This window comes from Pseudomonas sp. GL-R-26 (assembly GCF_019947365.1).
Classification (GTDB): Bacteria; Pseudomonadota; Gammaproteobacteria; order Pseudomonadales; family Pseudomonadaceae; genus Aquipseudomonas.
Map to the genome: position 1 here is coordinate 260,017 of NZ_JAGYGI010000003.1, position 20,300 is coordinate 280,316.

20 protein-coding genes are annotated in these 20,300 nt (G+C 60.3%); 6 read left to right on the forward strand and 14 right to left on the reverse strand.

All coding sequences use genetic code 11. The features are described 5' to 3' along the window. Window positions 1–263: 263 nt before the first annotated feature. From KGA96_RS05855 to KGA96_RS05865, 3 genes are read left to right on the forward strand one after another with little or no spacing between them, the layout of a single operon-like run. The gene (locus tag KGA96_RS05855; RefSeq protein ID WP_223466641.1) at window positions 264–1,754 is read left to right on the forward strand and encodes a leucyl aminopeptidase; all 1,491 of its coding nucleotides are present in this window, start codon (window positions 264–266) and stop codon (window positions 1,752–1,754) included. Window positions 1,755–1,814: 60 nt separating this feature from the next. After that, window positions 1,815–2,243 (forward strand): DNA polymerase III subunit chi, encoded by a 429-nt coding sequence (locus tag KGA96_RS05860; protein ID WP_046040948.1) that lies wholly within the window; start codon window positions 1,815–1,817, stop codon window positions 2,241–2,243. 8 nt (window positions 2,244–2,251) lie between these two features. Continuing rightward, on the forward strand, window positions 2,252–2,659 hold the full coding sequence (locus KGA96_RS05865; protein WP_223466628.1) for a DNA polymerase III subunit chi: 408 nt from the start codon (window positions 2,252–2,254) through the stop codon (window positions 2,657–2,659). A gap of 169 nt (window positions 2,660–2,828) precedes the next feature. Here the strand turns inward: KGA96_RS05865 and KGA96_RS05870 are convergent, their stop codons facing one another. Then, complete coding sequence (locus tag KGA96_RS05870; RefSeq protein ID WP_223512008.1) at window positions 2,829–3,596, reverse strand: sulfite exporter TauE/SafE family protein; 768 nt, start codon at window positions 3,594–3,596, stop codon at window positions 2,829–2,831. 184 nt (window positions 3,597–3,780) lie between these two features. On the opposite strand from KGA96_RS05870, the gene xseA reads away from it, so the two are divergent. The 3 genes from xseA to leuA all read left to right on the forward strand — a co-directional run bounded on the left by xseA (window position 3,781) and on the right by leuA (window position 8,115). Next, complete coding sequence (gene xseA, locus KGA96_RS05875; RefSeq protein ID WP_223466630.1) at window positions 3,781–5,160, forward strand: exodeoxyribonuclease VII large subunit; 1,380 nt, start codon at window positions 3,781–3,783, stop codon at window positions 5,158–5,160. Window positions 5,161–5,163: 3 nt separating this feature from the next. Next, window positions 5,164–5,985, forward strand: a complete 822-nt coding sequence (locus KGA96_RS05880; RefSeq protein WP_223512010.1) for a peptidoglycan DD-metalloendopeptidase family protein — start codon at window positions 5,164–5,166, stop codon at window positions 5,983–5,985. 450 nt (window positions 5,986–6,435) lie between these two features. Further along, on the forward strand, window positions 6,436–8,115 hold the full coding sequence (leuA, locus tag KGA96_RS05885) for a 2-isopropylmalate synthase (RefSeq protein WP_046040940.1): 1,680 nt from the start codon (window positions 6,436–6,438) through the stop codon (window positions 8,113–8,115). Window positions 8,116–8,299: 184 nt separating this feature from the next. On the opposite strand, the gene KGA96_RS05890 is transcribed toward leuA, so the two are convergent. The 13 genes from KGA96_RS05890 to fdx form a co-directional block, all read right to left on the reverse strand. Beyond that, a complete protein-coding gene (locus tag KGA96_RS05890) occupies window positions 8,300–9,091 on the reverse strand; it encodes an amidohydrolase (RefSeq protein ID WP_046040937.1) in 792 nt (263 codons plus the stop codon). Then, window positions 9,079–10,227, reverse strand: coding sequence for a pyridoxal phosphate-dependent aminotransferase (locus KGA96_RS05895; RefSeq protein ID WP_223512012.1), 1,149 nt, complete (start codon window positions 10,225–10,227; stop codon window positions 9,079–9,081). Before KGA96_RS05895 ends, KGA96_RS05890 begins: the two co-directional genes overlap by 13 nt. Window positions 10,228–10,374: 147 nt before the next feature. After that, window positions 10,375–11,844, reverse strand: coding sequence for a ribosome biogenesis GTPase Der (gene der / locus KGA96_RS05900; RefSeq protein WP_046040936.1), 1,470 nt, complete (start codon window positions 11,842–11,844; stop codon window positions 10,375–10,377). Window positions 11,845–11,980: 136 nt separating this feature from the next. Next, window positions 11,981–13,132, reverse strand: coding sequence for an outer membrane protein assembly factor BamB (gene bamB / locus KGA96_RS05905; protein WP_223512014.1), 1,152 nt, complete (start codon window positions 13,130–13,132; stop codon window positions 11,981–11,983). Next, window positions 13,125–13,766, reverse strand: a complete 642-nt coding sequence (locus KGA96_RS05910; protein WP_046040932.1) for a tetratricopeptide repeat protein — start codon at window positions 13,764–13,766, stop codon at window positions 13,125–13,127. Before KGA96_RS05910 ends, bamB begins: the two co-directional genes overlap by 8 nt. A gap of 41 nt (window positions 13,767–13,807) precedes the next feature. Further along, window positions 13,808–15,097 (reverse strand): histidine--tRNA ligase, encoded by a 1,290-nt coding sequence (gene hisS / locus KGA96_RS05915; protein WP_046040930.1) that lies wholly within the window; start codon window positions 15,095–15,097, stop codon window positions 13,808–13,810. Between the two features lie 37 nt (window positions 15,098–15,134). Then, window positions 15,135–16,244 carry a flavodoxin-dependent (E)-4-hydroxy-3-methylbut-2-enyl-diphosphate synthase gene (ispG, locus tag KGA96_RS05920; protein WP_003185136.1) on the reverse strand — a complete coding sequence of 370 codons (1,110 nt, stop codon included), beginning with the start codon at window positions 16,242–16,244 and terminating at the stop codon, window positions 15,135–15,137. Window positions 16,245–16,247: 3 nt separating this feature from the next. Further along, window positions 16,248–17,282 carry a helix-turn-helix domain-containing protein gene (locus tag KGA96_RS05925; protein WP_223466635.1) on the reverse strand — a complete coding sequence of 345 codons (1,035 nt, stop codon included), beginning with the start codon at window positions 17,280–17,282 and terminating at the stop codon, window positions 16,248–16,250. Continuing rightward, entirely contained in the window at window positions 17,282–18,040 is a 759-nt protein-coding gene (gene pilW / locus KGA96_RS05930; RefSeq protein WP_223512016.1) for a type IV pilus biogenesis/stability protein PilW, read from the reverse strand. The genes KGA96_RS05925 and pilW overlap by 1 nt, the downstream gene beginning before the upstream one ends. A 16-nt stretch (window positions 18,041–18,056) precedes the next feature. After that, on the reverse strand, window positions 18,057–19,199 hold the full coding sequence (gene rlmN / locus KGA96_RS05935) for a 23S rRNA (adenine(2503)-C(2))-methyltransferase RlmN (RefSeq protein WP_046040918.1): 1,143 nt from the start codon (window positions 19,197–19,199) through the stop codon (window positions 18,057–18,059). Between the two features lie 28 nt (window positions 19,200–19,227). Further along, the gene (gene ndk, locus KGA96_RS05940; protein WP_007916882.1) at window positions 19,228–19,653 is read right to left on the reverse strand and encodes a nucleoside-diphosphate kinase; all 426 of its coding nucleotides are present in this window, start codon (window positions 19,651–19,653) and stop codon (window positions 19,228–19,230) included. A gap of 88 nt (window positions 19,654–19,741) precedes the next feature. Continuing rightward, window positions 19,742–19,942 carry a Fe-S cluster assembly protein IscX gene (iscX, locus tag KGA96_RS05945; protein WP_007973999.1) on the reverse strand — a complete coding sequence of 67 codons (201 nt, stop codon included), beginning with the start codon at window positions 19,940–19,942 and terminating at the stop codon, window positions 19,742–19,744. A 14-nt stretch (window positions 19,943–19,956) separates the two neighbouring features. Next, a complete protein-coding gene (fdx, locus tag KGA96_RS05950) occupies window positions 19,957–20,298 on the reverse strand; it encodes an ISC system 2Fe-2S type ferredoxin (protein ID WP_007982752.1) in 342 nt (113 codons plus the stop codon). Between the last annotated feature and the right edge of the window lie 2 nt (window positions 20,299–20,300).

Here is a 20,300-nt window from a genome sequence, read left to right on the forward strand (position 1 = left end):
AACGTATCGGACAGCCCGCGAGGCAGAGCCGCCGAAAAAGATGGCGCATTATCCTGTGATTGGGTGCGCCTGTCACTGCGCAAGCTCAAGCAGCCTGTGAAAGCGCTGAAGATCGTACAACCGAGGGTTGTCAGCCGCCGGTAGCGAGGTTCAAACTGCGGCCTTTGTCGCCGGTCGATCCTGGCGCCTTTCTGTTTATAAGCAATCGACGCACATAAGGTGTCGGGCGCATGCGTGATAACCATCAATTCAGGGACCCGGACATGGAACTGGTTGTAAAAAGCGTCAACCCCGAAACGTTGAAGACCGCCACTCTCGTGGTCTCCGTTGGCGAAGGCCGCAAGCTCGGCGCTGTTGCCAAACAACTCGACGAACTGAGCGGCGGCGCGATCAGCGCAGTGCTCAAGCGCGGCGACCTGGCCGGCAAGGTTGGCCAGAGCCTGCTGCTGCAGAGCCTGCCGAACCTCAAGGCCGAGCGCGTGCTGCTGGTGGGCGTTGGCAAGGATGACGAACTGGGTGACCGCCCGTTCCGCAAGATCATCGCCGGCATCCTCAATACCCTCAAAGGCCTGGGCGGCAGCGATGCGGTGCTGGCCCTGGATGAACTGGTCGTAAAAGGCCGCGACAGCTACGGCAAGACCCGCCTGCTGGCCGAAACCCTGGTGGACGGCGAGTACAGCTTCGACCAGTTCAAGAGCCAGAAAGCCGAACCCCGCGCCCTGAAAAAAATCACCCTGCTGACCATCAAGGCTGCCCAGGCCGAAGTGCAACGCGCCGTGACCCACGCCACTGCCATCGCCAACGGCATGGCTTTCACCCGCAACCTGGGCAACCTGCCGCCGAACATCTGCCACCCGACCTTCCTCGGCGAGCAGGCGAAAAACCTGGGCAAGGAATTCAAGGACCTGAAAGTCGAAGTCCTCGACGAGAAGAAGATCAAGGCCTTGGGCATGGGTTCGTTCTACGCCGTCGGCCAGGGCAGCGCCCAGCCTCCGCGCCTGATCGTCATGCAATACAACGGCGGCAAGAAATCCGAGAAGCCGTACGCGCTGGTCGGCAAGGGCATCACCTTCGACACCGGCGGCATCAGCCTCAAGCCGGGCGCCGGCATGGATGAAATGAAGTACGACATGGGCGGCGCCGCCAGCGTGTTCGGCACCCTGCGTGCCGTGCTCGAACTGAAGCTGCCGATCAACCTGGTGTGCATTCTGGCCTGCGCCGAAAACATGCCGAGCGGCAACGCTTCGCGCCCGGGCGACATCGTCACCACCATGAGCGGCCAGACCGTGGAAATCCTCAACACCGACGCCGAAGGCCGCCTGGTGCTGTGCGACGCCCTGACCTACTCCGAGCGCTTCAAGCCGCAAGCAGTCATCGACATCGCGACCCTGACCGGCGCCTGCGTGGTTGCCCTGGGTTCCCACACGTCGGGCCTGCTGGGCAACAACGACGAACTGATCGACCAACTGCTGAGCGCCGGCAAGGCCGCCGACGACCGCGCCTGGCAACTGCCGCTGTTCGATGAGTACCAGGAACAGCTGGACAGCCCGTTCGCCGACATCGCCAACATTGGCGGTCCGAAGGCCGGCACCATCACTGCGGCCTGCTTCCTGTCGCGTTTCACCAAGAACCTGAACTGGGCGCACCTGGACATCGCCGGCACGGCCTGGACCAGCGGCGGCAAGGACAAGGGTGCCACTGGCCGTCCGGTTCCCCTGCTGACCCAATACTTGCTGGACCGCGCCAAAGCCTGAAACCGTTGATGGGCGGCGGCGTCACTTTCCGGTGACGCCGCTTGCCGCTCTGGAACCGCAATGACCAAAGTCGACTTCTATATCCTGCCCAGCGCCGATCCTTCGGCACGCCTGGACTTTGCCTGCAAGCTCACCGAGAAAGCCTGGCGCATGGGCCACCGCATCTACCTGCATTGCAGCGACGCGGCCCAGCGTGACGATCTCGATGCGCGGCTGTGGGCGTTCAAGGGCGAAAGCTTCGTGCCCCACGGCCCCGCCGACAGCGAACCTGAGGGTTTGATTGTCCTGGGGTTGGGCGATGACTGCGGTCAGCATCAGGATTTGCTGGTCAATCTCGACCTGAAAGTCCCGGCCTTCGCCAACAAGTTCGCCCGGGTGGCGGAAGTGGTGGTGGAGGATCCGACGATCAGAGCGGCCGCGCGGGAGAGTTTCCGTTTCTACCGCGAACAGGGCTATCCTCTGCAAGATCACCGTTTACAGCGACTCTGAGCCTTCCAATGGACACTCCAAAACCGCTGCAACAGTCCGCGCACCTGCTGGACGACCTTGAGTCGATCCGCCAATTGCTCGGCGATGACAACCTGCAACCGCCCCTGCTGACCGATACGGTCGAGGAAGGTGACCAGGAACAGATTCCGATGTTGTTCGACACCGTGAGCGAGCCTTCGCCACCCGTCGTACCGACAACCCCTGCCCCTATCGTTGAACCCGTCACCGCGGCGACGCCGGCGCCTGCCGCCAGCAAGAACCCGGATGACTTGCTGCACCTGGACAGCGAATTGCGCGCCGCCGCGCAGTTGATCATGCAAGACGTGATCGACGATTTCGCCCCGCACATCGAGACCGAAATCAAACGTCGCCTCAGTGCACGGCTGGAGCGGTTGTTGAGCCAGTACAACGACTAAATAATTGTGGCGAGGGAGCTTGCTCCCGCTGGGCTGCGAAGCGGCCCTGGCCTTTCTGTCAGTTAAACCGGTCTGGATGAATAAGCGTCTGCTGCGCAGCCGGGCGGGAGCAAGCTCCCTCGCCACAAAATAGCTCTCTGACACCAACTCCCCGCCACAGGTTGAATTTTTAAGTGCTCAAGTAACGCCCGATCAACGCAATCCCGCTGACCAGCACCAGCCACGTCACCAGCCGCACGAACGCCTCGCGGGACATACGCATGGTCAACCTCCGGCCAACCCACAGCCCCAGCGCCATCGCCGGCAACAGACAAACCGCCAGCACCAACAGCGGCAAATCGGCATACACACCGGCGATTGCAAACAGGCTCAGACGCACCACCGTACTGCAACTGATCAGCGCACTCTGGGTGGCCCGGGCCGCCTCCTTGGGCAACCGGCTGTTCAAATAGATCGCATAGAGAAAGCCGCCGCTGCCAAACAACGCGCCAAACATTCCGCCCAACGTCCCCATCGGCAACGCCCACAGGGCGGACAGCTGTGTTGGTCGGGTTTTGATCCACAGGCTGTAAATGGCATAGGCGCTGATAAACAGCCCCATCAACAGCAGTAACAGGTCGGATTTGAGGTTCAGCAGGAAAATCACCCCCAGCGTGCACCCCACAGCCATGCACGGCAGCAAGCGCAGCAGTTCCGGTTTCGCCACATCACGCCGCGAGGGCAACAGATTGCCGAATGCCGCGACAAAATCGAGCAACACCAGCAACGGCACGATCTTCGACAGCGGCATGAACAGAATCAGAATCGGCCCCGCCACCAGCGCGGTGCCAAAACCGGCGATGCCGAACACGATGTAGGCCAGGGCGATGCCCGCACCGATTACCAGCCAGTCCAGCGGGCCGAAGGGCCATTGGTTCAACAGTTCGAACACACTCACTCTCCCATCTTCCTTGAATACCGCCGACGACTTTACCTCCTGTAGGAGCGAGCCTGCTCGCGAATGGGCATAACATTCAAAATTGATGTAGCTGACACAACGCATTCGCGAGCAGGCTCGCTCCTACAAGGGAATTGTGCTGACACATGGAGATTGACCACCGAATGCCTTTAAACTGCGCCCCATGATTAAAGATCCCTTTGCAAGACTCGGCCTGGACCGCGAAGTCCTGACCGTCAGCCAGCTCAACGGCCGCGCGCGGGTGTTGCTCGAAGACGTGTTCAGCAACATCTGGGTCGAAGGCGAAATCTCCAACCTCGCCCGCCCGGCGTCCGGCCACGTGTATTTCACCCTCAAGGACAGCGGCGCCCAGGTGCGTTGCGCGCTGTTCCGGCAGAACGCCGCTCGGGTTCGCCAGGCCTTGAAGGACGGCCTGGCGGTCAAGGTTCGTGGCAAGGTCTCGCTGTTCGAGGGGCGCGGTGATTATCAGCTGATCCTCGACACCGTGGAGCCGGCCGGCGATGGCGCCTTGCGCCTGGCCTTCGATGCACTCAAGGAAAAGCTCAGCGCCGAAGGGCTGTTCAGTGCGGAACGCAAGGTGCCGCTGCCGGCGCATCCGCAACGCATCGGCATCATCAGTTCGCCCACCGGGGCGGTGATCCGCGACATCATCAGCGTGTTCCGCCGTCGCGCACCGCAGGTGCAGTTGACCCTGATCCCCACCGCCGTACAGGGCCGCGAAGCCACCGCGCAGATTGTCCGCGCCCTGAAACTGGCGGATGCCCGCGGTTTCGACGCACTGATCCTGGCCCGAGGCGGAGGTTCGCTGGAAGACCTCTGGTGCTTTAACGAAGAAGCCGTGGCCCGCGCCGTAGACGCTTGTGTGACGCCGATTGTCAGCGCGGTCGGCCATGAAACCGACGTGTCGATCAGCGACTTCGTGGCTGATGTTCGCGCGCCCACCCCTTCCGCGGCCGCCGAATTGCTGGCACCGGACTCCAGCGACCTGATGCGTCGGGTCGAAAGCCTGCACCGACGGCTGGTGATGCGCATGCGTGACCGCTTGATGCGCGACCGCCTGCGCCTGGAAGGCATTTCCCGGCGCCTGCGCCATCCCGGCGAGCGTCTGCGACAGCAAGCGCAACGCCTGGATGACCTGGACATGCGCATGCGCCGCGCGTTCGAGCGCAGCCTCAACACCCGTCGTGAACGCTTGATCCGCCTGGAAACCCGTCTGGCCGCACAACATCCGGGCCGGCAACTGGCAATGCTGCGCCAGCGCCTCGACAGCCTGGCCGAACGCCTGCCGCGCGCGATCCGCGAAGGGCTGAAGAACCGTCGCCTGCAACTGCACAGCCAGATGCAGACACTGCATGTGGTCAGCCCGCTGGCGACCCTCGGCCGTGGCTACAGCATCTTGCTGGACGAGCGCGGCAACGCGATCCGCAACGCCGCGCAAACCCATACCGGCCAGCGCCTGAAAGCCAAACTGGGCGAAGGCGAACTGCAAGTGCGGGTCGAAGACAATCACCTGACGCCTGTCACCCTTTCTTTACTGGATTGATCCATGCCGCGTTTCTTTGCTCCGTTGCTGTTGCTGCTCCTGACCTTCAACGCCCATGCCGACAGCTACATCACCCGCCAGTTGAACAAACCGGTCCCGGGCGGCGTTGCCGTGCTGAACCTGGGCACGTCCGCCCAGGCGCCAAAAGCCACTTATGAAGGCAAACCAGTGCTGGTGGTCAAGGAACAGAACAACTGGCTGGCCATTGTCGGCCTACCGCTGACGGTCAAGCCGGGGGCTCAATCGGTCAGCAGCGGCGGTCGTAATCTGAGTTTTACGGTTGGCGACAAAAAATACCCGGAACAGCGCATCACCCTGAAGAACACCCAACAGGTCAATCCGGACCCGGAAAACCTCAAGCGCATCGAGCGTGAACTGGCCGAGCAGATTGCCGCTTACCGCACGTTCAGCCCCAACACCCCGAGCAACCTGCTACTGGACAAACCGGTGAGCGGGCCGCTATCGAGCAAGTTCGGCGTGCGCCGTTTTTTCAACGGTGAAGAACGTAACCCCCACGCTGGACTGGACTTCGCCGTGCCGGCCGGTACACCGATCAAGACCCCGGCCGCCGGCAAGGTGATCCTGATCGGCAACTACTTCTTCAATGGCAACACGGTGTTCGTCGACCATGGCCAAGGCTTTATCAGCATGTTCTGCCACATGTCGAAAATCGACGTGAAGGTGGGGCAGCCATTGGCCCGCGGTGACGTGGTCGGCAAAGTCGGCGCGACCGGCCGCGCGACCGGACCGCACATGCACTGGAATATCAGCCTGAACGATTCGCGGGTCGATCCGGCTATCTTCATTGGTGCGTTTCAGCCCTGATCCCTGAATAAGGCCTCTGGCCTCATCGCGAGCAAGCTCGCTCCTACAGGGATTGCGCTGTCCTGTGGGAGCGATCTTGCTCGCGATGGCAATTTCACAGGCACCGAAAGTCGTCCAGCCACACCCCACACCAATTGCGCACTGCTCAAACCTCGCGCAAACAACACAATCTTCGCAATCATTTGCAGCAATAAAATCTCGATAAATACCCGCTCACGAGTATTCCTCTCAATTTTTTTCGACTGCTTGCCAACCTTCCCCCCCAAGGTTAGGGTTGAAGGCATGAAAACCTCTCACACCCTCATTCAGCTCCGCCAGCACCGCAGCCTGTGCCTCGTCAGTGCACGACTGCCGGGCTGAATCGTGGTGTCTCGTCCCAAGCCGTACCCCAAGAACTTTTGATCCACCGGCAGGCCGCCTTTTTTCGGCCAACACAATAAGGATTTCCTGATGAGCATGCTCAAAGACCCGTCTTCGAAATACCGCGCGTTCCCGACCATCGACATTCCGGACCGCACCTGGCCGTCAAAAACCATCACCGCCGCGCCGATCTGGTGCAGCTCCGACCTGCGTGACGGTAACCAATCGCTGATCGAACCGATGGACGCCGTCAAGAAGCTGCGCTTCTGGAAAACCCTGGTGCAGGTCGGCGTGAAGGAAATCGAAGCGTCGTTCCCGGCCGCCTCGCAAACCGACTTCGACTTCGTTCGCACCCTGATCGAAGGCAACCACATCCCGGACGACACCACCATCCAGGTGCTGACCCAGGGCCGTGAAGACCTGATCGAGCGCACATTCGAATCCCTGCGCGGCGCGAAGAAAGCCATCGTTCACTTGTACAACGCGACCTCCCCTTCCTTCCGCCGCATTGTCTTCAACCAGGACAAGGACGGGGTCAAGGCCATCGCCGTGAACGCCGCCAAGCTGTTCGTCAAATACGCGGCCATGCAGCCGGACACCGAGTGGACCTTCGAATACTCGCCGGAAACCTTCAGCGCCACCGAAATGGAGTTCGCCAAGGAAGTCTGCGACGCGGTGATCGAAGTCTGGAACCCGACGCCCGAGCACAAGATGATCCTCAACCTGCCGGCCACAGTGGAATGCGCGACCCCGAACATCTATGCCGACCAAATCGAATGGTTCGGCCGTCACATCAACCGTCGTGACAGCGTGATCATCAGCCTGCACACCCACAACGACCGTGGCACCGGCGTTGCGGCCACCGAGCTGGGCCTGATGGCTGGCGCCGACCGTGTCGAAGGCTGCCTGTTCGGCAACGGCGAGCGCACCGGTAACGTCGACCTCGTGACCGTGGCCTTGAACCTTTACACCCAGGGCGTTCACCCTGAGCTGGACTTCTCGGACATCGACGGTGTGCGCAAAGTCGTCGAAGAGTGCAACCAGATCCAGGTACACCCGCGTCATCCGTACGTCGGCGACCTGGTTCACACCGCGTTCTCCGGCTCGCACCAGGACGCAATCCGCAAAGGCTTCGCCCAGCAGAAACCCGATGCAATGTGGGAAGTGCCTTACCTGCCAATCGACCCGGCCGACATCGGTCGCAGCTACGAGGCGGTGATTCGCGTCAACAGCCAATCGGGCAAGGGCGGCATCGCCTACCTGTTGGAACAGGAATACGGCATCAGCCTGCCACGTCGCATGCAGATCGAGTTCAGCCAGGTTGTACAGCGTGAAACCGATCGCCTCGGCCTGGAGATGACCGCCCAGCAAATTCACGCGCTGCTGCACAGCGAGTACTTGCAGGCCAACACCCCGTACGCGCTGGTCAGCCATCGCCTGCAGGAAGAAAACGGTCACAGCGCCGTTGAAGTGGAAGTGGCCAGCCAAGGCCAGGGCGAGACCAACCTGCACTGGCGCGGCAAGGGCAACGGCGCCCTGGAAGCACTGGTGGCCGGCCTGCCGGTACCGGTGGAAATCATGGACTACAACGAGCACGCCATCGGCGCGGGCACCAATGCCAAGGCTGCCGCCTACATTGAACTGCGAGTGAACGGCGAACGTGCGGTACATGGCGTCGGCATCGACGAAAACATCACCACCGCCAGCTTCAAGGCCTTGTTCAGCGCACTGAACCGCTCGCTGAGCCAGCCGGAAGCTAAAGCGGCGTAAGCCATCGCTGAAGTGCAAAAGGCCCCGGGGTGTGAACCTCGGGGCCTTTTTGTTTGCCGGTGTTTTTGCGTTGTTTGTCCCGGCCCCATCGCGAGCAGGCTCGCTCCTACAGTGACCGTGTTCACACCGATCCAATGTAGGAGCGAGCCTGCTCGCGAAAGCGGTCTGTCAGGCAACAAAAATCTCAGGTGAACTCGAAGGTATCGGCATCCAGATTCGCCGGAAACCGCTGCCGATACGCCGCCAGCTCTGCCGCATCCAGCACCACCTTGAACACCCCGTCAGCCTCCCCCGCACTGAGCAACGTCTCGCCCTGAAAATCCAGCACCTGGCTGTCACCGGTATACGCAAAACCTTTGCCATCCGTGCCAATGCGATTGACCGCCGCCACATAGCACAGGTTCTCGATCGCCCGCGCCGGCAGCAAGCGGTTCCAGTGCTGGCGCCGTGCGCCGGGCCAGTTGGCGGTGTACAGCAGCAGATCGGTGTCCTGAGCGTCACGGCTCCACACCGGGAAGCGCAGGTCGTAGCAGATCAACGGTCGCACTCGCCAACCCTTGAGCTCGAACTGCACCTGGCGCTCGCCGGGGGTGTAGTGGTTGTGCTCACCGGCCATGCGGAACAGGTGACGCTTGTCGTAATGCAGCACCTCGCCATCCGGGCGTGCCCACAGCAGGCGATTGCGATGACTGCCGTCGGCGGCCTGGACGATCACGCTGCCGGTGATCACCGCATCGAGCTTTGCCGCCTGAACCCGCAGCCATTTGCTGGTGGGACCGTTTTCCGCTTCGGCGAGGGTCTCGGACTCCATGGAGAACCCGGTGGTGAACATCTCCGGCAGAATGATCAGGTCGGCGCCGCGAGCCTGTTCCAGCAACGGCTCGAAATGCTCGAGGTTGGCCTGGCGGTCGTGCCAGGCCAGGGATGTCTGGATCAGCGCAACGGTCAGCTTCGGCAACGCACTCAGATCACGCATAGTTTTTCCGCTGCTTCACGCAGGGTCTCCTCACGCTTGGCAAAGCACAGCCGCACCAGGCGCTGGCCGACCGGTGGTGTCTGGTAGAACACCGAGATCGGGATACTCGCCACACCATGCTCGCGCGTCATCCACAGGGCCATCTCGACGTCATTGAGGTCCGGACGGATCTGCGAGTAATCGACCAACTGGAAATAGGTGCCGGTCACCCGGGTGAAACTGAAACGCGACGGCGCCAGCAGATCGCAGAACAGATCGCGCTTGGCCTGATAGAAACCCGGCAGCTCTTCCACGTGCTCAGGATGCTCGGCCATAAAATCGGCCAAGGCATATTGCAGCGGTGTCACACCACAGAAATTGACGTACTGGTGCACCTTGCGCAATTCCGCCGTCAGGGCCGGTGGTGCGACCACATAGCCGGTTTTCCAGCCGGTGACGTGGTAGGTCTTGCCGAACGAACTGACCACGAATGCACGCTGATACAGCTCCTCATGGGCCAGCACGCTGACGTGGGGCACACCGTCAAACACCAGATGCTCGTAGACTTCGTCGCTGATCACATAAATGTCGCGATCGCGGATCAAGGCTGCCAACTGGTCGAGTTCGGCACGGCTGATCAACGCACCACTAGGGTTGTGCGGGGTGTTGAGAATGATCATCCGCGTGCGCGGGCTGAGTGCCTGGGCAAGCTTCTCGAAGTCGATACTGAAGTCGTTCAGGCCCAGTTGCACATGCACGCAACGACCGCCGGCCAGCTCTACCGAAGGCTCGTAGCTGTCGTATGCCGGGTCAAACACAATGACTTCGTCACCGCTGTGGATAACCGCATGAATGGCACAGAAAATCGCCTCGGTCGCGCCGGGGGTGACCGTCACTTCAGTATCGACATCCACCTGTGCGCCATAACTGCGGGCGATCTTCGCCGCGATCTGCTGACGCAACACCGGCAGCCCGGTCATTGGCGAATATTGATTATGGCCGCTGGCGATATGCCGGCCGACCGCATCGCACAGGGCCTGCGGGGCCGCGAAATCGGGAAAGCCCTGGGACAGATTGAGCGCGCCGGTCTGTGCCGCGAGCTGAGACATCTGAGTGAAGATAGTGATGCCGACATTCGGCAGCTTGCTGGTGATCATCGGTGGTTCCCTGCAGGTGAGCAGCTGCAAGTTTCAAGCTGCAAGCCACAAGTGGTCAAGCGTCAAACCGCCAGACGCAAAAAAGGGCCCGGACAGGACCCTTTTCGCTTTGACTTGAAGCTTGAAGCTTGAAGCTTGCAGCTGCTTCTATCGCTTATCGCGACGCTTCTTGTCGGCCTTCTTGTGGTGCGACATCAAACGACGCTTCTTGTTGACCTGACGGTCGGTGAGCGTGTTCTTGTTGCCTTCGTACGGGTTCTCGCCACCCTTGAACTCGATGCGGATCGGCGTACCGACCAGCTTCAGCACACGGCGATACGTGTTTTCCAGGTATCGCACGTAGGACTTCGGCACCTTCTCGATCTGGTTGCCGTGGATCACGATGATCGGCGGGTTCGCGCCACCGAGGTGGGCATAACGCAGCTTGATCCGGCGGCTGTTGACCATCGGCGGCTGGTGCTCGCTGACCGCGTCTTCCAGGATCTGGGTCAGGCGGCTTGTTGGCCAGCGGGTAACCGCGGACTTGAACGAGTTCTGTACCGAGGCGTAGAGGTTGCCCACGCCGGTGCCGTGCAGTGCCGAGATAAAGTGAATATCGGCAAACTCGACGAAGAACAGACGACGCTGCAACTCGATCTTGACGAAGTCGCGCTCGCTCGGCGTCATGCCGTCCCACTTGTTGATCGCGATGACCAACGCACGACCGGCCTCAAGGGCAAAGCCCAGCAGGTTGAGGTCGTGGTCTACCACGCCTTCGCGGGCGTCCATCACGAAGATCACCACGTTGGCGTCTTTGATCGCTTGCAGGGTTTTGACCACGGAGAACTTTTCAACTTCTTCGTGGATCTTGCCGCGCTTGCGCACACCGGCGGTGTCGATCAGCGTGTACTTCTCGTCGTTACGCTCGAACGGGATGTAGATACTGTCGCGGGTGGTGCCGGGTTGGTCGTAGACGATTACCCGGTCTTCCCCGAGCATACGGTTGACCAGAGTCGACTTGCCGACGTTCGGCCGGCCGATGATCGCGATCTTGATCCCGTCTTTTTCGCTTGGGCCAGGAATGCGCTTGGCTTCCTCGCCTTCGGCGACGTCTTCTTCCTCGCCTTCTTCCAACTCGTCGTCGTCTTTCGGGAAGTCACTCAGGGCGATTTCCAGCATCTGGGTGATGCCACGACCGTGAGCACCGGCGATCGGAATCGCATGACCCATGCCCAACGGAGCGAATTCGGCGCGGGCCATTTCAGGGTCGATGTTGTCGACCTTGTTGGCAACCACGTAGGAACGCTTGTTACGTTTGCGCAAATGCTCGGCGATCATCTGGTCGGCGGCGGTGAAACCGGCCTTGGCATCTACCAGGAACAGAACGACATCTGCTTCTTCGATGGCCAGCAGCGACTGCTCGGCCATCTTTTCGTCCATACCGTGCTCGTCACCGGAGATACCGCCGGTGTCGATCAGAATGTAGGAACGCCCTTGCCACTTGGCCTCACCGTACTGGCGATCACGGGTCAGACCGGACAAGTCGCCGACGATGGCGTCACGAGTCCTGGTCAGGCGGTTGAACAAGGTGGACTTGCCGACGTTCGGTCGGCCCACCAGGGCGATTACGGGAACCATGCGGCTCTCCACTTCGTTATTTCAGAAAATACAAAAGCCGCTGCGAGGCAGCGGCTGGTGCTCGGGGCAACGCTTGAAAGCGCTGCAAACCCCAGTAAACCGGGGCCGCTTGGGGGTTAAACCCCAAGCATAGTCGTTACTTGATGGTCAGGGCTTCCAGTTTGCCGCTGTTGCCATACACATAAATCGTGTCACCCATCACCAGCGGACGGGCACGCAGGCCGTCGCTGTCGATGCGCTCGCGGCCGACGAAACGACCGTCCACCTGACTCATCAGGTGCAGGTAACCTTCCAGGTCACCGACTGCAACGTAGCTTGAGAACACTTCCGGAGCCGACAGTTGACGGCGGGCCAGCGAGTCGTTGCTCCACAAGGCTGTGGTGGAACGCTCGTCGACGCCTTCAACGGTGCCCGAAGACAGGCTCACATAAACGGTACCGAAACCCTGGGCAACACCGGCATAGCTGGAAGCATCACGCTGCCAGAGCTGACGGCCGCTTTGCAGGTCCAGAGCGGCAACGCGCCCCTGATAGCTGGCGACATACAGCGTCTCGCCCGACAGCAGCAAGCCACCATCGATATCGACCACGCGCTCCAGCTCCGAACGACCTTGCGGGATCGCTACGCGCTGTTCCCACACCGGTACACCGTTGGAGATGTTCACCGCAACCACTTTACCGGTCGACAGGCCAGCCACCGCGAGGCGGTTGGTCACGATCGGCGCACTGGTACCCCGCAGGGTCAGTACCGCCGGCGTGCTGTCATAGATCCAGAGACGGTTACCGGTGGAGGCATCCAGGCCGATCAGACGATCGTCCTGGGTCTGAACCACCACAACGTCACCGTTGTTGGCTGGCGGTGCCAGTACTTCGCTGGACACGCGAGCGCGCCACTTTTCTTCACCGTTGATCGCGTCCAGGGCAACGATTTCACCCTTGATCGTACCAATGGTGACCAGACCGTAACCTACGCCAACAGCGCCGGAGACAGGCAGCTCGAGGTCTTTCTTCCATTTGACGTCGCCGGTGTTGCGGTCCATCGCCATCAACACGCCAGTGACGTCGGCGGCATAGATGGTATCGCCATCGATGGCCGGAACCAGCATGTTGTAGGTTTCGCCCTGACCGTCACCGATCGAACGACTCCACTGCTTGTGCAGAACCACTTCTTCCTTGAAGTCGACCAGTTCGGCCGGAGGCAGTTCTTTTTTGCTGTTGCTGCTGCAACCCGCGGCCAAAATGGCCAGAGCCAGCAATGCTGCATGTTTCCAACGAATCACGTCACGCATCCCCTTTGGCCAGGTCGTCCAGCTTGATTTGCAGGCCACCGACCGCCGCTTCATCCGACAGTGCCGCCTTGGCTTTTTGATACGCCGCGCTCGCCTCGTCGGTACGACCCAACTGCACCAGCAGGTCGCCCTTGAGCTCTTCGCGAGTGGCCAGGAATGCCTTGTCGGCATCGCCTTCGAGCAGCTTCAGTGCTTCGTCGGCCTTGTTCTGCGCGCCGAGTACCTGGGCCAGACGCTGACGAGCGATTTCGCCCAGCGCCGGGTTGGCCGGTTTGGCGATAATTGCTTTGAGCTCGGTGGCCGCGTCGTCCAGCTTGCCGCTGTCAACCGCAACCTTGGCCACGAACAGGCTGCCGTACTGCGCGTAGGCGCTGCCGCCGAACTCGCTGTTGAGCTTGCCGGCCAGGTCCGAAACACGGGCCGCATCAGGCTTGCCATCAGGCGTCAGCGTGGTTTCGAGCAATTGCTGATAGAGCATCGAGGCGCCTTGCGACTGATTGCTCTGATACTTGTGGAACGCCTGCCAGCCGAACACGATGACCAGCGCCAATAGGCCGCCAGTAACCAGGGGCTTACCGTTGCGTGACCACCATTCCTTCAATTCCGCCACATGTTCGTCTTCGGTACTCGACACCCCAATACTCCTTAATCGCTAATTCGGCTGTTTAGACAGCTTCAACCCTGCACGACGCAGGTGGCCAGGTGAGCGGCAAGCGCATCCCAGGCAATGCTTTGTTGTTCGCCCTGGCCACGCAGGGGTTTGAAACCTACCACTTGCTGGGCCATTTCGTCGTCACCGAGGATCAGCGCATACAGCGCGCCGCTCTTGTCGGCCTTCTTGAACTGGCTTTTGAAACTGCCGGCACCGGCATTCACTTGCAGGCGCAGGTTGGGCAACTGGTCACGAACGCGCTCCGCCAGGGTCAGGCCGGCCAGTTCGGCGGCTTCACCGAAGGCGCAGAGGTAGACGTCGACCTGACGGGAGATCTCTTGCGGGATCTGCTCCAGGGTTTCCAGCAGCAGGACCAGGCGTTCGATGCCCATGGCAAAACCAACGCCGGCGGTCGGCTTGCCGCCCATCTGCTCCACCAGACCGTCGTAACGGCCACCGGCACACACGGTGCCCTGGGCGCCGAGTTTGTCGGTGACCCATTCGAAAACGGTCTTGCTGTAGTAATCGAGCCCGCGAACCAGCTTCGGGTTGATCACGTAAGGAATGCCGGCGGCGTCCAGGCGAGCCTTGAGGCCCTCGAAGTGCACGCGGGATTCTTCGTCGAGGTAGTCGGCCATTTTCGGCGCATCGACCAGAATCGCCTGTGTCTCGGCGTTCTTGGTGTCCAGGACGCGCAACGGGTTGGTCTTCAGGCGGCGCTGGCTGTCTTCGTCCAGCTTGTCCAGGTGTTGCGACAAGAACTCGACCAGTGCTTCGCGATAACGACCACGGGATTCGCTGGTGCCCAGGCTGTTCAGTTCGAGCTTGACCGCATCGCGGATGCCCAATTCGCCCCACAGGCGCCAGGTCAGCACGATCAGCTCGGCGTCGATGTCCGGACCGTCGAGGTTGAACACCTCCACACCGATCTGGTGGAACTGGCGATAACGGCCTTTCTGCGGACGCTCGTGGCGGAACATCGGGCCGATGTACCAGAGTTTCTGAACCTGGCCGCCGCCGGTGATGCCGTGTTCCAGCACCGCGCGCACACAGGCCGCCGTGCCTTCAGGGCGCAGGGTCAGAGAGTCGCCGTTGCGATCATCGAAGGTGTACATCTCTTTTTCGACGATGTCGGTCACTTCACCGATGGAACGCTTGAACAGTTCGGTGAACTCGACGATCGGCATGCGGATCTGCTTGTAACCGTAGTTATCCAGCAGACGCGAAACGGTGCCTTCGAAATGACGCCACAGAGGGGTCTGTTCGGGCAGGATGTCGTTCATGCCACGAATGGCTTGCAATGACTTGCTCACTTTAAATCCTTAAATTCGTTCGGCTCTTCAGTCAGGTTCAGCCGCGCGCAATAACGGCAGCGTCAGCTTCGACCTTTTCGGCCGCTTTCTGGCGGATCAAGCGTTCAAGCTCATCCACCAGATTGTCATTCGTCAGCTTCTGCGACGGTTTACCGTCGATGTAAATCAGGTTCGGCGTGCCGCCGGTCAAGCCGATATGGGCTTCCTTGGCTTCACCCGGGCCGTTGACCACGCAACCGATCACCGCGACATCCAGCGGCACCAGCAAATCCTCGAGACGCCCTTCCAGCTCGTTCATGGTCTTGACCACATCGAAGTTCTGCCGCGAGCAGCTCGGGCAGGCGATGAAGTTGATGCCACGGGAACGCAGGTGCAGGGACTTGAGAATGTCGTAGCCGACTTTCACTTCCTCGACCGGGTCGGCCGCCAACGAGATGCGGATAGTATCGCCAATCCCTTCGGCAAGCAGCATACCGAGGCCCACGGCAGATTTCACCGTGCCGGAACGCAAACCACCGGCTTCGGTGATGCCCAGGTGCAGCGGCTGGACGATTTCCTTGGCCAGCAAGCGGTAGGCTTCGACGGCCATGAACACGTCGGAGGCTTTCACGCTGACCTTGAAGTCCTGGAAGTTCAGGCGCTCAAGGTGCTCGACGTGGCGCAAGGCAGACTCGACCAGCGCCGCCGGGGTCGGCTCGCCGTATTTCTTCTGCAGGTCTTTTTCCAGGGAACCGGCGTTCACGCCGATACGGATCGGGATCCCGCGGTCACGGGCGGCATCCACCACCGCACGCACGCGGTCTTCGCGACCGATGTTGCCCGGGTTGATCCGCAGGCAATCGACACCCAGTTCGGCTACGCGCAGAGCGATCCGGTAGTCGAAGTGAATGTCGGCAACCAAAGGTACTTTGACCAACTGCTTGATCTTGCCGAAGGCTTCGGCGGCGTCCATGTCCGGTACGGAAACCCGCACGATATCGACGCCAGCTGCTTCCAGGCGATTGATTTGCGCGACAGTGGCCGCGACATCGTTGGTATCGCTGTTGGTCATGCTCTGCACAGCGATAGGCGCATCGCCGCCAACAGGCACGTTACCGACCCAGATCTTGCGGGATTCGCGACGTTTGATTGGAGATTCGCCGTGCATGACTTATTGACCCAACTTCAGGCGAGCAGTCTCGCCACTGGTGAACGGAGCGACATCAACCGGCTGGCCGTTGTAGCTGACCTGAGCGCCGCGGGCAAAGCCCAGGCGCACGGAAAACGGTGGTTTGCCATTGACTGCCAGACTGTCGCCTTTGCGTTTGAGACCGCTGAAAAGCACCTTGCCACTACCGTCGGTCACTTGTGTCCAGCAATCGAAGGTGAACTGCACCTGAACCTGGCCTTGACCAGCCAAAGGCGCGGCTGCCACTGGAGCAGGGGCCGGAGCGGCTGCCGGTGCAGTCGCCACCGGAGCCGGAACGACTGGAGCTGCCGGAGCCGGAGTTGCCGGGATAACCGGCGCTGCGACAACAGGCGCGGTAGTGTGCGCGGGTGCGGCTGGCGTGGTCGGCGCTGCCGGGGCCACTGGCGCAGTCGCTTGAGCCTGTTCTGGTGCTTCAGCCGGAGCGTCGGCCTGTGGCAGCGCGAGGGCGGTTCCGCCTTCGGCCTGACCTTCCGCGACGGCCTGGTCTTCCGGCTCGTCCAGCGGATGAATCTGTGTCGTACCGTCGGCGCCTTCGACTTCAACGTGTTCCGGTGCCAGACCGATCAGGTCCTTGGTGCGCATCGAGGTCTGATCCTGCCACCAGACGAAACCGCCACCGATCACCGCGACCAGCAACAACAGGCTGACGATTCGCAAAATGGTGTGGGAAACCCGCACAGGCTCTTCAATACGACCCAGGCTGTGAACATTGCTGCCCTGAGAGTCGGTACCGGTGGATTGATCGAATTGCTGGACCAGAACGGCCTGGTCCATGCCGAGCAATTTGGCATAGGCGCGAATGTAACCGCGGGCAAACGTATGCCCGGGCAGCTTGTCGAAGGCGCCGGCTTCCAGATTGCTCAGGGAAGTGGTGGTGAGGTTGAGCTTGAGGGCCACTTCGGCCAGCGACCAGCCATTGCTTTCGCGGGCCTGGCGCAAAGTCTCACCGGGGTTTACGCGATTCGCTGCTACAACTTCGGGATGCGCCGCTTTCATCATTGCTCCGACAGGTATTGCTGATATTCCGGCGTACCGGGATAGAGTCTTTTTAGTTGCAGGCCTTTGCTTGCGGCCTTGTCGCGGTCTTCGAACACTTTTGCCAGCCGAACGCCGAGCAATAGACTACGTGCATTTTGTTCGGAGAGCTGGCTAAAACGGTCGTAATAGTCACGCGCGGGCACATAATGCCTGTCTTCGTAAGACAACTCAGCCATTTCCAGCAATGCACGTGGTTGTTGGTGGTTCAGGCGCAGGGCTTTTTCCAGTTGTTGCTGGGCCAGATCCCGCTGACCGAGCATCGCAGCGGTCATGCCCAGGTTTTCGAACACCCGCGAACGCTCAGGATACAGGGTATCGGCAGCGGCTTGTTCGAAGCGCTCGTAGGCTTCGTTGTAACGTTTCTGCTCGAACAAAAAACTGCCGTAGTTATTGAGGATTCGTGCATCGGCGGGACGGGAAGACAGCGCCTTGCGAAAGTGCTCGTCGGCCAGTTCCGGTTCCATCTCGGCCTGGAACACCAGCCCCAGCGCCGCGTTGGCATCAGGGTCGGAGCCATCCAGATCCAACGCTTTCTTCAACGGAACCTTGGCGCGCTCGGTCATGCCTTGTTGCAAATACCCGATACCGAGTTGCACATAGGCCTCACGCGCTTCATCACGGCCCTTGCTGGTCTTCATCGGGTTGTAGTCGCCCGAAAGCACGCAGCCAGCACACAGGCTGGCCAACAGCAAAAGCAGCGCAAAGCGCAGGGACATAGAGATCCTCTCTCGGTTATTTCGCGGCGTCTTGCGCTACATCGTTGTCGGCGTTGAGTTCACGCACGGCGATATAACGTTCGCTGCGACGGGTGCGATCCAGCACCTGCCCTACCAATTGACCACAGGCCGCGTCGATGTCTTCACCACGGGTGGTGCGGACGGTGACGTTGAAGCCGGCATGATGAAGCTGATCCTGGAAACGACGAATGGCGTTGTTGCTCGGGCGCTCGTAACCGGAGTGCGGGAACGGGTTGAACGGGATCAGGTTGATCTTGCACGGGATGTTTTTGAGAAGCTCGATCATTTCCACCGCGTGCTCGACCTTGTCATTGATGTCTTTGAGCAAGGTGTACTCGATGGTCAGCACGCGCTTTTCGCCGAGGTTCGACATGTAGCGCTGGCACGACTCGAGCAGCATCTTAAGCGGATACTTCTTGTTGATCGGCACCAATTGGTTACGCAATGCGTCATTCGGTGCGTGCAGGGACAACGCCAGGGAGACGTCGATGTGCTTGGAGAGCTCATCGATCATCGGCACCACGCCGGAGGTCGACAGGGTCACACGGCGCTTGGAAATGCCGTAGCCCAGGTCGTCCATCATCAAATGCATGGCCGCGACGACGTTGTCGAAGTTCAGCAGCGGCTCACCCATGCCCATCATCACCACGTTGGTGATGGCACGGTCGACGGTTGCCGGGACGCTGCCAAAGGATTTGTTGGCAATCCACACCTGGCCTATGACTTCGGCGGCGGTTAGGTTGCTATTGAAGCCTTGCTTGCCGGTGGAGCAGAAACTGCAATCCAGGGCACAGCCTGCCTGGGACGAAACGCACAAGGTGCCGCGCTTGCCCTGGGGAATGTACACGGTCTCGACGCAGCTGCCGGACGCCACGCGCACCACCCACTTGCGGGTGCCGTCGCTGGAGATGTCCTCGCTGACCACTTCCGGACCACGGACCTCAGCAACAACCTTGAGCTTTTCGCGCAAGGCCTTGCTGACGTTCGTCATGGCATCGAAATCATCGACACCAAAGTGGTGAATCCATTTCATTACCTGACCGGCACGGAAACGCTTCTCCCCGATTGAGTCGAAGAATTTTTCCATTTCCAGCTGAGTCAGACCCAGCAGGTTAGTTTTTACAGTCGATGTAGTCATGGATTCACCTTCACTCTTAAGCCAATGCTTAGCGAGTGGTTACTTCAGTAGCTGCGAAGAAGTACGAGATTTCGCGAGCGGCAGCGGCTTCGGAGTCCGAACCGTGTACAGCGTTGGCGTCGATGGAGTCAGCGAAGTCAGCACGGATGGTGCCGGCAGCAGCTTCTTTAGGGTTGGTAGCGCCCATCAGCTCACGGTTCAGAGCGATAGCGTTTTCGCCTTCCAGAACCTGAACGACAACCGGACCGGAGATCATGAAAGCAACCAGGTCACCGAAGAAACCACGAGCGCTGTGCTCAGCGTAGAAGCCTTCAGCTTCGGCTTTGGACAGTTGCTTCAGTTTCGAAGCTACAACGCGCAGGCCAGCTTTTTCGAAACGAGTGGTGATCTCGCCGATCACGTTTTTAGCAACGGCGTCAGGCTTGATGATGGAGAAAGTACGTTGAACAGCCATGGTGTAACTCCAGAAACGGTAATTTACGAAAAATTAAACCCGCGAATTATACGCGGGTTCTCGGGTATTGCCTAACCTGCGGCGTGGCTCAGTCGCGTTCTTCGATCCAGTGGGCCTGAATGGCCTCCAGGATCTTTTCGCCACAATGCTCAGGCATGTCGTCGAAATCGGGAAGTTCCATCACCCATTTACGCAGATCGACGAAGTTGACCGACATAGGGTCCACGTCGGGCTTGCTTTCAGCCAGCTGGATCGCGATCTCCAGCACATCAGTCCACTTGAGTTTCATGACAATTCCTTGAATCAGTGCGCTGCTTCGGCTGCGTGGTTGAGCGAGTACTTCGGAATTTCGACGGTCAGGTCTTCGGTACCGACCTTGGCCTGACAACCCAGGCGCGATTGAGCTTCCAGCCCCCAAGCCTTGTCAAGATAGTCCTCTTCCAGCTCGTCAGCCTCTTCCAGCGAGTCGAAACCCTCGCGGATGATGCAGTGGCAAGTAGTGCAGGCGCAGACACCGCCGCAAGCGCTTTCCATCTCGATATGGTGCTCATGGGCCAGCTCGAGGATGGACGTACCGGTCTCAGCCTCTACAACCATGCCTTCGGGGCAGAACTTCTCGTGTGGCAGAAAAATGACCTGCGGCATCG